The organism is Streptomyces aculeolatus (assembly GCF_020400605.1).
GTDB lineage: Bacteria > Actinomycetota > Actinomycetes > Streptomycetales > Streptomycetaceae > Streptomyces > Streptomyces aculeolatus.
Genome location: NZ_JAINRD010000009.1, coordinates 117,391 through 131,120, shown reverse-complemented (window position 1 = coordinate 131,120; position 13,730 = coordinate 117,391). Strand labels below are relative to the sequence as shown.

Sequence of the window (13,730 nt, the reverse complement as noted above, 5' to 3'; positions counted from 1 at the left end):
CATCGTGGGCTTAACTTATGGGGTATGACCTCCCCCCGCCCGTACGGCAGTGGCTACTATGCCGCGTCGCCTTTCCCTGACACCCCGATCTACGACAGTCTGGTCGAAGAGCGGGGTACCCCCCAGATCGCCCCGATCCGGGTCCCTTCGTACGACTCCGGCCCCCACCTGCCGGCCCTGCCCGCGCCCCGCGCCGCGCTGCCGCCCGCCCCGGTGCCGGCGCCGGCCCCCGCGCCCGCGCCGCACCCCCACCAGCCGCACGGGACGCACCTGGCGCACCCGCAGCCCCCGGTCTACGGCCACCAGCCGGCCCCGCAGCCGGCCCCGCCGCAGCCGTTCGTCCCGCAGCAGGCGCAGCCGCCCCGCTGGGACCAGGGGTACGAGCAGCAGCGCCCCCAGCCGCAACAGCCGCGCCCGCAGCAGCAGTCGGCGCCGCCCGGGTACGAGGCGATGCGCCCCGTCGCCCCGCGGCCCGCGCCGCCGCAGCAGGCCCAGCCCGCGCGGCCGGCGTCCCCGCAGACGTACGCGGACCAGTACGCCCGCCCGTACTACCAGGACGGACAGCGCTACTGAGCCGTAGTCCGGCCTGACAGTGGCAGGCCGGACCCGCCGCGCGCGCTACGGTGGTGCCCCAGCCAAGCCGACGCACGAGGTGGGGGCAGAGCAGGACATGGCACAGGGCTCCGTCCAGGTCACGCACACCGGCTCCGTACGGGCCGGGCGATGGCGCCGGCGCACCGGGGAGTACGGGTCGCTCGCCGCGGCCCTGGAGGCCGCGGGGGACGGCGACGTGCTGTCGCTGGCCCCGGGCACGTACCGGGAGAACGTCGTGCTGGAGCGGGCGGTGACGCTGCGCGGCCCGGGCGGCGCGGTCGGCTCCGTCCGCATCGCACCGGCCGACGGGGTCGCGCTGACCGTCCGGGCGTCGGCCGTCGTCGAGGGACTGCACGTCGAGGGGGAGGACGCGGCGGTCCCGGCGGTGCTCGTGGAGGCGGGCCGGCCGGAGCTGACGGGGCTTCGGGTCGTGACGCGCTCCGCCGCGGGCATAGAGGTCCGCGGCGACGCCCGGCCCACGGTCCGCCGCTGTGCCGTGGACAACCCGGCGGGTACGGGGGTCACGTTCGCCGACGGGTCCGGCGGCGCGCTGGAGGGCTGCGAGGTACTGGCCGCAGGGCGCAGCGGGATCGCGGTGCGCGGCGGTTCGAGCGCGCACCTGTCGCAGTGCCGCATCCACCACGCGGGCGGCGCCGGGCTGCTCCTCACGGGCGAGGGCAGCACGGTCGAGGCGGTGGGCTGCGAGGTCTACGAGATCAAGGGCGCCGGCGTGCAGTTGACGTCCCGCGCCTCCGGGGAGCTGACGGACTGCACGGTGCACCGCACCTCCGGCGACGGCATCTCGCTGGACACCGAGGCCGTCGTCAAGCTCACCGACTGCGAGGTCCACGACGTCCCGGAGAACGCCGTGGACCTGCGCTCACGCGCGCAGGCGCGGCTGGCGCGGGTCACCGTGCGCCGCTTCGGCCGCAACGGCCTCTCGGTGTGGGACGCCGGCACGCGCGCGGAGGCGGCGCAGTGCGAGGTCCACGACAGCACCGGCGACTACCCGGCGGTGTGGGTGTCCGACGGCGCCGCCGCGTCGTTCACGTCCTGCCGGGTGCACGACGTGCCCGACGCACTCGTCGTCCTCGACCGCGGCTCGGTGGTCGAGGCGAGCGACACCGACCTCGCGCAGATCCGCGGCACGGCCGTGTCGGTGAGCGACGGCGCGACGGTCGCGCTGGAGCAGTGCCGGATCCGGGACGCCGCGACCGGCGCGTGGTTCCGCGACCACGGCAGCGGCGGCACGGTGCGGGACACCACCGTCGACTCCGTCGCCTCGGGGATCATCGTCACCAAGGGCGCCGACCCCGCGGTCGAGGGCTGCACGATCACCTCGCCCACGGAGGCCGGGGTGTTCGTCTCGGCCGCCGGGCGCGGCTCGTTCACCGGCTGCCGGGTCACCGGGAGCCTCGGTTACGGCTTCCACGTCATCGACGGCTGCCGTACGGCCCTGACCCGCTGCCGTACGGAGCGCTGCGCGCGCGGCGGCTACGAGTTCGCGGACGCGGGCCCGGCCGCCCCCGAGGGCTCCGGCGGCGGCCCCGTGGTGGCGGACTGCACGAGCGACGAGAGCGCGGAGACGGCGAGCGCCCGCCCCACCGTGCCGGCCGCCCGCACCGAGCCGGAACCGGACGGCCTGCTCGGCGCGTTCGCGCCGCAGCAGGCGGGCGCGGCGGGCGGCGTGCGGCCGGTGGCCGAGGCGCAGCCCGAGGCGCGCCCCGCCCGGGAGGTGCTGGCGGAGCTGGACGCGCTGGTGGGGCTGGAGAACGTCAAGCGCGAGGTGCGGGCGCTGACCGACATGATCGAGGTCGGCCGGCGGCGCCGGCAGGCGGGCCTGAAGGCCGCGTCGGTCCGCCGCCACCTGGTCTTCACCGGCTCCCCCGGCACCGGCAAGACGACCGTGGCGCGGATGTACGGCGAGATCCTGTCGTCGCTGGGCGTGCTGGAGCGCGGGCACCTCGTCGAGGTCTCCCGGGTCGACCTCGTCGGCGAGCACATCGGCTCGACGGCGATCCGCACCCAGCAGGCGTTCGAACGGGCCCACGGCGGCGTCCTGTTCATCGACGAGGCGTACGCGCTGGCGCCCGAGGACTCCGGCCGCGACTTCGGCCGCGAGGCCATCGACACGCTCGTGAAGCTGATGGAGGACCACCGCGAGTCCGTCGTGGTCATCGCCGCCGGCTACACCACGGAGATGGAGCGGTTCCTCGCCGTCAACCCGGGTGTGGCCTCGCGCTTCTCCCGCACCATCACCTTCGGCGACTACACCGCGGAGGAACTGCTGCGGATAGTCACGCAGCAGGCCGAGGAGCACGAGTACCGGCTCGGCGACGGTACGGACGAGGCGCTGCTGAAGTACTTCACCGTGATCCCCAAGGGCGCCGGCTTCGGCAACGGCCGCACCGCGCGCCAGACGTTCGAGGCGATGGTGGAGCGGCACGCCGGCCGCGTGGCCCAGCTTCCGGACCCCACGACCGACGAGCTGACGCTCCTCTACGCGGACGACATCCCGGTGCTCCCCTGAGGCGCGCCGCCCGCCGTCTCCGCGTCCGGCTCCCCCGCGGGCCGCGGCACCCGCCGCGGCCACTCCTCCGGGGGCGCGGCGGGCGCGACGGCGATGCGGGCGAGCAGTTCGGCGCGTTCGACGGCGAAGGCCGGGTCGGCCTGGTAGTCGGAGTGCGCGTTGATCGCGGCGGGCAGCGGGTGCTCCGGGGTGCGCTCGAAGGCCAGCGGGTCCTTGAGCGGCTTGCGGTCGACGTCGCTGGGCCGCCCGTCGGGAGTCGTGGGCCGCACCGGCCCGCCGATGGGGTCGGTCAGCCGCCACAGGTTCTTCCAGGCGTGCGTCTGGTCGTCCAGTCCGGCCAGCGCCCGGTCGCCGAAGTACGCGGGGAACCACCGCCCGTAGAGCCGGCGCAGCGGTGACCCGTACGTCAGCAGGGCGACCCGGCCGCGGATGTCCGGGTCGAGCTGCCAGACCGCCGCGGCGGCGAGCACGCTGCCCTGGGAGTGCCCGGAGATGACCAGGCAGCCGCCGGTGCGGGTGGTCCAGGTACTGGTCCGCCAGGCGAGGTCGGGCACGGCGCGCTCGGCGTAGCAGGGGGGCGCGAAGGGGTGGGCGGCGCGCGGCCAGAAGGTGCCGACGTCCCAGAGGATCCCGATCGTACGGCGGGACTTGGGGTCCCGGTACGCCTGCCGGCCCATGGCCAGCAGCAGGATGACCCCGGCGCCCATCATCCAGGAGCCGAGCGCCTGCCCGGTCTGGGCCAGCCCCGGCAGCGGGCCGGGGGCGCCCTGCGCGGCCTTGCCGGGAACCTCGTCGTGGAGCCAGGCGCCGAGCACGGCGCCCGCGCCGAGGACCAGGGTGGCGAGCGCGGCGGCGCCGATCGCGGGCGCCGCGTCGTCGGTGAGCCGGGCGCGGGCGATGGCGCCGGCGATGCGGCCGGTGCGCGGGTCGTTGTCCCCGGTGTACCGGTGCTCGGTGGGGTAGAGCCCGGCGACCTCGGTGGCGATCCGGCGGCGCAGCACCCAGACCCGCCAGGCGCCGGCCAGGGCCAGCAGCAGCACGAGCAGGGCGATCAGCGGTATCGCGGTGGCCTGCCAGGACAGCACCACGGGCGGGCCGGCGAGCGGGCCGTTCTCGCCGGGGGTGGCGCCGCGGTCCAGCCAGTCGGCGACGCGCTGGGCGACGCCGCCGGAGAAGACCCCGGCCACGGCGCTGGCGAGCAGCGCGACGCACGCGCCGGCGAGGCCGCGCAGCGCGGGCGGCTCGCCGGTGGCGCGGCGCTGGAGGAGCCAGCCGGTGACCGCGAGCCCGGCGGCGAGCACGCCCTGCGTCAGGGCCAGGCCGCTGAAGACCGACGTGCCGGGCAGCCGCCCCGAGGAGGTCCAGTCGGGCCGGGACCAGGCGGTGTGCACGAGCACGGCCGCCAGCAGCGCGAGCGCGGCAACGGGCAGGGCCCGTACGGCGCGGCGGTCCTCGCCCATGTCGGGCTCCGCCTCGGTGCGGCCCGAGCGGCACACCAGGGCGAGGACGGCGATCCAGCCGGCGGCGATCAGGGCGCCGAGCACCCAGCCTGCGGCCCGCAGCCCGCCGCCGGTGTCCTCGTCGGCCGCGGCGGTGACGACGACGAGCGCGGAGGCGACGGCCAGCAGCCCCGTGGCGGTGTGCGCCGCCCGCAGCCGGGCCACCAGCCGGCGCCCGTACCAGAAGCCGGGCAGGGACAGCGCGGACTGCTCGCCCGCGGCGGCGCCGGGGGCGCCGGCGCGCGGCGAGGGCTTGGCCGACTCGTAGATGCTCCAGGTGCGCCGCGACAGCCACCACAGCAGGGCGGTCAGCAGTACGGGCACCAGAGCGCCCAGCGCGAGCCGCCGGCCGGGCCCTCCGAACCAGCCGCCGTCGCCGGCGGACATGAAGCCGAGCCACGACTTGTCGGCGGTGCAGTGCGCGCTGCCCGCGCACTGCCAGGCCAGCAGGTCGAGGGTCACCTCGCCGGCGGCCAGCACGAGCTGCACGGTGAGGGTGAGCGCGAAGATCCGCACCAGCACGTCGTACGCCCGGTGGGCGCGGTGCCCGGAGGGAGCCGCGGGGCGCATCCAGTGCACGAGGTTGGCGATCATGAACGGGAGCAGGACGAGCCACAGCGCGCGGGCGCCGTTGCCCGAGGTGAGGTTCGACCAGCAGTACGCCTCCTGCACCGGCTCCGTACGGGATCCGCCGCCTTCCCCGCGCCCGTCCCCGGCCCCCTCCTCCGCCGGCCCCCCAGCCGGCTCGGCTTCCGGCTCCTCCGCCCGGACGTCGTCCCTGCGGCGGTGGATGCCGGCCGTGCGGTCGCCGGTGACCAACTCCGTGCGCGGGTCCCCCAGCATCTCCTCCGGGGTGGCCCCGCCCACCCCGTGGACCAGCAACTCCAGCGCCGGCTGCGCCCCGCCGCCCCTGCCGGCCGATCCGTCCGCCTTGCCCAGCGGTGTGCGCCCCCTGGCGCTCAGCGCCTCCGGCTGCATGCCCTCTCGCCCCCCGTGCCGTCCTGCGGTCAGTGCCGAGTGACCAGCATCCCGGGATCGGCCGTCCCGTACAGCTTCCCCCGCGGGAGGCGAAGCAGAATCGTGACGCGGGCGCCCCCCGGTGGGCGAACACCCGCGGCCGCGTGTCGTACCCGCATGGGAGGATGACCCGGACAAGCGACCCCGGGACGAAGGGCGGACGGCGTGAGCGACAACCAGAACCTGCTCGCGGAGCAGCGCCGGGCCCTCATCCTGGACGAGGTGCGGCGCCGCGGCGGGGTGCGGGTGAACGAGCTGACGCGCCGGCTGAACGTCTCGGACATGACCATCAGGCGCGACCTCGACGCGCTCGCGCGCCAGGGGGTCGTGGAGAAGGTGCACGGCGGTGCGGTCCCGCTCGCCGAGGCGAGCACGCACGAGCCGGGCTTCGAGGCCAAGTCGTCCCGGGAGACGGGCGCGAAGGAGGAGATCGCCCGCGCGGCGGCGCAGATGGTGGCGCCGGGCGCGGCCATCGCCCTCTCCGGCGGGACGACGACGTTCGCCCTGGCGCGGCATCTGGTGGAGGTGCCGGACCTGACGGTGGTCACCAACTCGGTGCGCGTCGCCGACGTGTTCTACGCGGCGCAGCAGCCGGGGGCGCGCGGCGCGACGGTGGTGCTGACCGGCGGGGTGCGTACGCCGTCGGATTCGCTGGTCGGCCCGGTGACGGACCAGGCGATCCGCACGCTCCACTTCGACGTGCTGTTCATCGGGGTGCACGGCATATCGGTGCAGGCCGGCCTCTCCACGCCGAACCTGGCCGAGGCGGAGACGAACCGGCACCTGGTGCGGGCGGCGCGCCGGGTCGTGGTGGTCGCGGACCACACCAAGTGGGGCACGGTGGGCCTGAGTTCGTTCGCCTCGCTGGAAGCGGTCGACGCGCTGGTCACGGACCCCGGGGTGCGCCCGGAGGCGCGCGCGGAGATGGCGGAGCACCTGCCGGAGGTCGTGGTCGCCGGCGAGCCGCAGGAGCCGGCGGACGGCTGAGGAGCGGGCGGCCGGCCCGGCCGCCGGGCCGTTGGGGCGGTCAGCAGGACCAGCGGCCGGTGGCGAGGAAGGCGTCGAGGTGCGCGGCGTACGGGCCGATGTCGAGGCCCTGCCCGGCGAGCCAGTCGTCGGAGTAGTACTTGTCGAGGTAGCGGTCGCCCGGGTCGCAGATCAGCGTGACGACGCTGCCGCCCCTGCCCTCGGCGACCATCTCCCCGACGATCTTCAGCGCACTCCACAGCCCGGTGCCGGTCGAGCCGCCCGCGCGGCGGCCGATGCCCCGCTCCAGGGCGCGTACCGCCGCGACCGTGGCCGCGTCGGGGACCTTCATCATCCGGTCGATGGCGGCGGGCAGGAAGCTGGGCTCCATGCGGGGGCGGCCGATGCCCTCGATGCGTGAGCCGCGGTCGACGGTGACGTCCGGGTCGCCGCTCTCCCAGCCGGCGAAGAAGCAGGAGTTCTCCGGGTCGGCGACGCAGACGCGGGTGTCGTACTGGAGGTAGCGCACGTAGCGGGCGATGGTGGCCGACGTGCCGCCGGTGCCGGCGGTGGCGACGATCCAGGCGGGCTCGGGGAAGCGCTCCAGGCGCAGTTGGGTGTAGATCGACTCGGCGATGTTGTTGTTGCCGCGCCAGTCGGTCGCCCGCTCGGCGTAGGTGAACTGGTCCATGTAGTGGCCGCCGGTCTCCTCGGCCAGCCGGGCGGACTCCTCGTACACCGTCCGCGGGTCGTCCACCAGGTGGCAGGTGCCGCCGTGGAACTCGATGAGGCGGGTCTTCTCGCTGCTGGTGGTGCGCGGCATCACCGCGATGAAGGGCACGCCGATGAGGTCGGCGAAGTACGCCTCGGAGACGGCGGTGGAGCCGGAGGACGCCTCGATGACGGGCTTGCCGCGGCGGATCCAGCCGTTGCAGAGGCCGTAGAGGAAGAGCGAGCGCGCGAGGCGGTGCTTGAGGCTGCCGGTGGGGTGCGTGGACTCGTCCTTGAGATACAGGTCGATGCCCCAGCGCTCGGGCAGTGGGAAGCGGAGCAGGTGGGTGTCGGCGGTGCGGTTGGCGTCGGCCTGCACCTTCCGGACGGCCTCCTGCAGCCAGGCGCGCGCGTCCGGGTCGCTGCGGTCGACGTCGAGGGTGGGGAGGGCGCCGCCGGGGGCGGCGGCCGGGGATGGTGCGCTGGCGCTCACGCCCCGATCATATGCGGGGCCTCTGGCCACCTCGGCCGGTCGTGGGCACACTGGCAGGAGTGCTGGTACCGCCCGCGGTCGCGGGGGGTGCCGCCCATGCGCGCTCATCGCTCCAGGGGGAGCGCTGTGGGGGAGCCGAGGAGGGTCGGCGTGGCGGAGACGGAGTACACGGCTCGCGGGGTGCGGATCGGGCGCTGGTTGCGCTCGCTCACCCGGGCGGGGCAGGTGCATATCAAGGACGGCCGGCTGGAGTTGCTCACCAGCTACGGCACCCAGATCGACAGCGCCCCGGTGGCGGAGGTGCGTGCGGCCCGGCCGTGGTTCGGCCGCGGCGACCGCGCGCTGGCGTCGGTCAACGGCAGGCAGTACGTCCTGACGCTGACGGGCGAACGGGGCAGGAACGAGGAGTCGGGCGAGAAGGCGGCGGGCGACTTCCTCGAAGCGGTACGCGCTGCGCGCGGCCAGGCGGGCGGAGCGGCGCACTTCGGCTGACGTTCCCGCTCCGCGGAGGCGGAGGCGGACGTACGGGCACACCGCGGCCGGCGCCGCGGACCGGGGCGGACGAGTGCGGTGCGGTGCTGCGGCGTGCCGGCCTCCGGCCCCGGAGCAGGACGGTGGCCACGCGGCGTCCGGCCGGCCGGCTCCGCCTGCGGAGACGCTCCGCGCGGACCGGAGGCGGAGGTACGGGCGCAGAGCCGGAGCAGACATACCGCCTGCGCGCCACCGCCGCCGGACCGCCATGCACGCCGCCGGGACCTCGCCGTACGGCGACGGCCCTTCGCCCGGCCCCGACGTGCCCCGCGGGCCGCGACGGCCGGTGCCGGCGCACGGCCTGTCCGGACCGCCACGCGGCGGGCGGCGGGCGGCGGGCGGCGGGCGGCGGGCGGCCGATACTTGCGCACGCGCGCCGTCGCGCTCCCGGAGGTCGTTGCGGCCCCGCGGCACTGCGACGCGGTGGCCCCGTCCGGCTCCCGTGGGAGCCGGACGGGGCCACCGCCACGCCGGACGTGCGGACCGCAGGTCACTCCGTGGCGATCGCGCCCAGGACGTCCAGCTTCGCCGCGCGCCGGGACGGCCGCCAGGCCGCCAGGGCTCCCGCCGTGACGCCGACCAGGGCCACGATCGCCAGTTGCGCCGGCGGCACCGTGAACACCCCGTCGCCCGAGGAGTCCGTGGCCTTCGTCATGGCCCAGCCGAGGAACGCGCCGAGCGTCAGCCCGCCCGCCGTGCCGAAGGCGGCGACGAGCACCGACTCCCACCGGACCATCGCGCGCAGCTGCGACCTGGTCTGGCCGACCGCGCGGAGCAGGCCCAGTTCGCGGGTCCGCTCGTGCACGGCGAGGGTCAGGGTGTTGGCGATGCCCAGCAGGGCGATGAGCACGGCGAGCGCCAGCAGTGCGTAGACCAGCGTGAGCATCATGTCGACGCCCGCCGCCGAGGACTCGGCGAACTCGTCCCGCGTCTGCACCTCCGGGTTGCCGTACCGCTCGGCGACCCCCTCCACCGCCGCCTTGCCGTCCGCCTCGGCCACGCCGTCCCTGAACGCGACCGCGACCAGCGAGTCGGAGTCCTGCATCCGGTGCGGCTCCCACGCCTCGCGGGTGAGGACGTAGTCGCCGGCCAGGTCCGCCCGGTCGTAGACGGCCCGTACGGTGAACGCCTGCTTCTCGCCGTCGGTGAAGGTGAAGTCCGCGGTGCTGCCGACCTTCCAGCCGTGGTCGTCCGCCTCGCTCCCGGAGACCGCGACCCCGTCCGTGCCCAGGTCCGACAGACTGCCCCGGACCGCGCCGAGGTCCAGCACGTCGCCCATCCGCCCGGGATCGGTGACGGTCAGCGCCCGCCCGTCGCCCTCCACCCGGGCCACGCCGGCGCCCAGGCCGAGCGCGTGCTCGACCTCCGGCAGTTCCGCGACCGCCGGGGCGACCTTCGGGCTCAGCGCACCGCTCTCCGGCCCGAAGGCCGGCACCCGCACCGCCACGTCACCGGCGAAGGCGCGCGAGACGGTCTGGTCCATCGTGGACTTCAGCGAGGCGCCGAAGACCGTGAACAGGGACACCACGGCGACGCCGATCATCAGCGCGGTCGCGGTGGCCGCGGTGCGCTTCGGGCTGCGCAGCGCGTTGCGCCTGGCCAGGCGGCCGTTCATGCGGCGCAGCGGGGCGCCGAGGATCCGTACGGCGTACGAGGACGCCACCGGGCCCAGCACCACGAACGCGGCGAGGGTGACCACCGCGCCGGCGACCGTCAGCATCACCGACGGGCCGGAGGACGCGCCGTACACCGTGAACGCGGCGCCCGCGGCGGTGAGCACGCCGCCGACGACGGCCCGTACCCGCGAGGAGCCGGAGTCGTCCACGGCCGTCTCGCGCAGCGCCGCCAGCGGCGACGTGCGGCCGGCGCGGACCGCCGGCGCCAGCGCGGAGGCCAGGCACACCACGACGCCGGTGGCGAACGGCAGCACGAGCGACAGCCCGCTGATCACCAGGTCGCCGTCGGGGAAGGGGAAGCCGACCGCCGGGAACAGCGCCTGGAGCCCGGCCGCGATTCCCACGCCGCCGGCGAGGCCGACGAGCGAGGCGAGCACGGCGACGACCAGGGCCTCGGCCATCGTCTGGCCCACGACCTGGCGCCGGGTGGCGCCGAGCGCGCGGAGCAGGGCGTTGTCGCGGGTGCGCTGGGCGACGACGATCGCGAACGTGTTGTAGATGCTGAACGTCGCGACCAGCATGGCCACGCCCGCGAAGCCGAGCAGGCCGGCGGTGAAGCCGCTGAGGAACTGGCCCGCGATCTGGTCCTGGTTCTCCTCGGTGACCTCCTGCCCGGTGACGGCCTCGATGCCGTCGGGCAGGACCGGGGACAGGGAGTCGACCAGCTCGGCCTGGCTCTGCCCCGGGCCCGCGCGGACCTGGATGCTGGTGGCCCGGCCCGGCTCGGCCGTCAGGTACTTCTCCGCGTCCGCCCGGGTCAGCGCCGTGAAGCTGGTCTGGCCCATGGCGTCCTCGCCGCCGAAGGTGGAGATCCCGACGATCGTCACCTTCAGCGGGTCGGGGGTGCGCACGGTCGTGGTGTCGCCGATCCCGAGGCCGGCGTCGCTCGCGGCGCCCCGGTTGACGACCGCCTCACCGGAACGCTCGGGCGCGCGGCCCTCGGCGATCTGGTACGAGTTCAGGTCCTCGTCGGCGATCCAGTTGCCGGCCAGGGTCGGAGGGCCCCCGCCGCCCACCGGCTCGCCGTCCTTGTCGAGGAGTTGGCCGGGGCCCTCGATACGGGGCTCGGCCGCGGCGACGCCCGGCATCCCCGCGATCTCGTCCGCCAGTTCCGTGGGGACGGTCCGCCGGGTGCCGAACGACTCGCCGGGCGTGGTGATCATGTCGTCGCCGCGCACCACCGCGTCCGTACCGCTGGTGGCGCGGCCGAACATGGCGTCGAAGCTGGACCTCAGGGTGTCCCCCATGACGAGGGTGCCCCCGAGGAACGCGACGCCGAGGAGCACGGCGAAGAACGTGCCGGCGAACCGCCGCTTGTGCGTGCGCAGCCCGGCCATGCTCAGCCGCAGCGACGCGCGGGTGCCGCTCATGACGAACTCTTCCTCTCCGCGGTGGTGTCCAGGGAACGGGCCGTACGGGGGCTCTCGCCCACGAAGCGCTGCATGCGGTCCAGTACGCGGTCGGCGGTGGGCGCCGCCATGCGGTCGACCAGCCGGCCGTCGGCGAGGAAGACCACCTCGTCGGCGTAGGCCGCGGCGACCGGGTCGTGGGTGACCATGACGACGGTGCGGCCCAGTTCGCGCACGGTGTCGGCGAGCAGCCCCAGCACCTCGGCGCCGGAGCGCGAGTCGAGGTTGCCGGTCGGCTCGTCGGCGAAGACCACGTCGGGGCGGCCGGCGAAGGCGCGGGCCACGGCGACGCGCTGCTGCTGACCGCCGGACAGCTCGGCGGGCCGGTGGTGCAGCCGGTCGCGCAGGCCGACCACGTCGATCAGGGAGTCGATCCACGCGGGGTCGCCGCGGCGGCCGGCGAGGTCCGTCGGCAGCGTGATGTTCTCCGCGACCGTCAGCGTCGGCAGCAGGTTGAACGCCTGGAAGACGAAGCCGATCCGGTCGCGGCGCAGCATCGTCAGCCGCTTGTCGTCGAGCCTGCCCAGCTCGGTGTCGCCGATGAAGGCGGCGCCGGCGGTGAGCGTGTCGAGCCCGGCGGCGCAGTGCATCAGCGTGGACTTGCCGGAGCCCGAGGGGCCCATGATGGCGGTGAACTGCCCGGCCGGGAAGGCGACACCGACGCCGTCGAGCGCCCGGACCTCGGTGTCGCCGCTGCCGTAGACCTTGGCCGCGTCGACGACGCGGGCGGCCGCGCCGGTGACCACGGGGGCGGTGCCGGTCGCGGATGTCATGCCGCACCGCCCTTGCCCTCGCCGCGGCGGCCGAACTCCTCGTTCAGCACGGACAGCCGGCGCCAGTACTCGTCCTCGTCGATCTCGCCTGCCGCGAAGCGCCGCCCGAGGACCGCGATCGGCGACTGCTCGCCGTAGCCCGGTCCGCCCGGACCTCCGGGGCCGCCTCGGAACCGCTGCCAGGGTGCGCCGCGGCCGCGCCTGACGACCCGGCGGACGAAGAAGAACAGGCCGCCGAGGACCAGCGCCCACATGAGCGGGAAGAGCAGGATCCACGGGCCGGGCCCGCCGTCGTTCCAGTGCGCCAGGGTGTTCATCGTTCTCAACTCCTCGATGGTTCCGTGGTGCTGACACCATCGAGAGTCCCGCTCGGAGGGGGTCCGGGTCGTCGTACGGCCAGCGGCACCTGGCCTGCTCCCGGCGGAGTACGCGGGCGGTCCGCGGCTGCTTCCCGGCGCTTTTCGCGGGGGTCGTGCGCCGGCCCGTACGCCCGCGGCCGTCACCCTGCGTGAGCTATTCACACGGGGCGCGCCCGCTGCACGTGCACATGCACTCTCCACACGCTGCCGTGCGCCCCCTGGTAGCGCTTCCATGGAGGTGGACGCGGGGGCACGGACGGGACAAAGGAGAGCAGACCGTGGCCACCGAACCCGACACGAGTGCGGTCGTGTCCGAGCTCGCCGAGATCAGGCGCTCCCTCGACGTGGGCCAGGCCCGCATCGACGGACGGCTCGCACTGCTGTCGCAGCGCAGTCAGCAGATGGAGCGGGAGATCGACGAGCTGACGGCGCGCGTCACCTCGCTGGAGCACTCGCGCTGGCCACTGCCGTCGATCGCCGCGCTGACCGGCGCGGCCGCGATGGTGCTGGCTTTATGGCAGGCCCTGGGGCGCTGAGCGGCGTACCCGGGCATCGGACACCGGCCGCCGGCCCCGCCGCCGCGGGGCCGGCGGCCGGGTGCGGCCGGGTCAGGCGCCGAGGCGGAGGTGATGGAGCATCAGCAGCGCCGCGGCCATGTTCGCCGCGGGCACCTCGCCGCGGCCGACCATGTCGGGCACCCCCTTCAGGGGCACCCACTCGCGTCTGTCGGACTCGAAGTCGTCCTCGGGGTCGCCGATCTGCACCGCCTCCGTGGCGTAATACATGAGGTGCCGGGCGTCCGTCAGGCCGTTGGACGGCTCGACGGTCATCAGGTGCGTGAGCGGGCCGGGCCGCCAGCCGGTCTCCTCCTCCATCTCGCGGGCGGCGGCGGCAGCGGGGTCCTCCCCGTCCTCCACCACCCCGGCGGCCAGCTCCCATCCGTAGACGTCGGTGATGAACCGGTGCCGCCAGAGCAGCAGCACCTCGTTCGCCTCGTTGACCGCGGTCGCCACGGCGACGGGTCGCAGGCGGATCAGGTAGTGGTCAAGGTGGCGCCCGTCCGGGAGTTCCACGTCGGCCAGGTTGACGCGGAACCAGCGGTTTTCGTACACGGTGTGCTCCCTGAGATTCCTCCATCGCACGTAGTCCCCCTAGTCGCCGTCCAGTGGCGG

General features: G+C 75.3%; 11 protein-coding genes. 5 read left to right on the top strand and 6 right to left on the bottom strand.

Translation table 11 applies throughout. The annotated features are described in order from the left end of the window. The first annotated feature begins 24 nt into the window (after positions 1 to 24). Positions 25 to 573, top strand: coding sequence for a DUF6643 family protein (locus LG396_RS17610; protein WP_225795460.1), 549 nt, complete (start codon positions 25 to 27; stop codon positions 571 to 573). 97 nt (positions 574 to 670) lie between these two features. Beyond that, positions 671 to 3,124, top strand: a complete 2,454-nt coding sequence (locus LG396_RS17605; RefSeq protein ID WP_225795459.1) for a right-handed parallel beta-helix repeat-containing protein — start codon at positions 671 to 673, stop codon at positions 3,122 to 3,124. On the opposite strand, the gene LG396_RS17600 is transcribed toward LG396_RS17605, so the two are convergent. Beyond that, positions 3,094 to 5,601 carry a hypothetical protein gene (locus LG396_RS17600; protein ID WP_225795458.1) on the bottom strand — a complete coding sequence of 836 codons (2,508 nt, stop codon included), beginning with the start codon at positions 5,599 to 5,601 and terminating at the stop codon, positions 3,094 to 3,096. The genes LG396_RS17605 and LG396_RS17600 overlap by 31 nt on opposite strands. 204 nt (positions 5,602 to 5,805) lie before the next feature. Here LG396_RS17600 and LG396_RS17595 point away from each other — a divergent pair, with 204 nt between their 5' ends. Further along, positions 5,806 to 6,627 carry a DeoR/GlpR family DNA-binding transcription regulator gene (locus LG396_RS17595; protein WP_018836360.1) on the top strand — a complete coding sequence of 274 codons (822 nt, stop codon included), beginning with the start codon at positions 5,806 to 5,808 and terminating at the stop codon, positions 6,625 to 6,627. Positions 6,628 to 6,667: 40 nt separating this feature from the next. Here the strand turns inward: LG396_RS17595 and LG396_RS17590 are convergent, their stop codons facing one another. Then, a complete protein-coding gene (locus tag LG396_RS17590) occupies positions 6,668 to 7,810 on the bottom strand; it encodes a PLP-dependent cysteine synthase family protein (protein ID WP_308190110.1) in 1,143 nt (380 codons plus the stop codon). Between the two features lie 150 nt (positions 7,811 to 7,960). On the opposite strand from LG396_RS17590, the gene LG396_RS17585 reads away from it, so the two are divergent. Then, entirely contained in the window at positions 7,961 to 8,302 is a 342-nt protein-coding gene (locus tag LG396_RS17585; RefSeq protein ID WP_018836358.1) for a hypothetical protein, read from the top strand. A 529-nt stretch (positions 8,303 to 8,831) separates the two neighbouring features. On the opposite strand, the gene LG396_RS17580 is transcribed toward LG396_RS17585, so the two are convergent. The 3 genes from LG396_RS17580 to LG396_RS17570 are packed head-to-tail and all read right to left on the bottom strand — an operon-like array spanning position 8,832 to position 12,516. Then, on the bottom strand, positions 8,832 to 11,387 hold the full coding sequence (locus LG396_RS17580) for an ABC transporter permease (RefSeq protein ID WP_225795457.1): 2,556 nt from the start codon (positions 11,385 to 11,387) through the stop codon (positions 8,832 to 8,834). Next, positions 11,384 to 12,199, bottom strand: a complete 816-nt coding sequence (locus LG396_RS17575; RefSeq protein ID WP_225795456.1) for an ABC transporter ATP-binding protein — start codon at positions 12,197 to 12,199, stop codon at positions 11,384 to 11,386. Before LG396_RS17575 ends, LG396_RS17580 begins: the two co-directional genes overlap by 4 nt. After that, complete coding sequence (locus LG396_RS17570) at positions 12,196 to 12,516, bottom strand: SHOCT domain-containing protein (RefSeq protein ID WP_018836355.1); 321 nt, start codon at positions 12,514 to 12,516, stop codon at positions 12,196 to 12,198. The genes LG396_RS17575 and LG396_RS17570 overlap by 4 nt, the downstream gene beginning before the upstream one ends. A 320-nt stretch (positions 12,517 to 12,836) precedes the next feature. Between LG396_RS17570 and LG396_RS17565 the strand changes: the two genes are divergently transcribed. Continuing rightward, entirely contained in the window at positions 12,837 to 13,094 is a 258-nt protein-coding gene (locus LG396_RS17565; RefSeq protein WP_018836354.1) for a hypothetical protein, read from the top strand. 72 nt (positions 13,095 to 13,166) lie between these two features. On the opposite strand, the gene LG396_RS17560 is transcribed toward LG396_RS17565, so the two are convergent. Further along, a complete protein-coding gene (locus LG396_RS17560) occupies positions 13,167 to 13,700 on the bottom strand; it encodes an NUDIX domain-containing protein (RefSeq protein WP_026276246.1) in 534 nt (177 codons plus the stop codon). Positions 13,701 to 13,730: the final 30 nt, after the last annotated feature.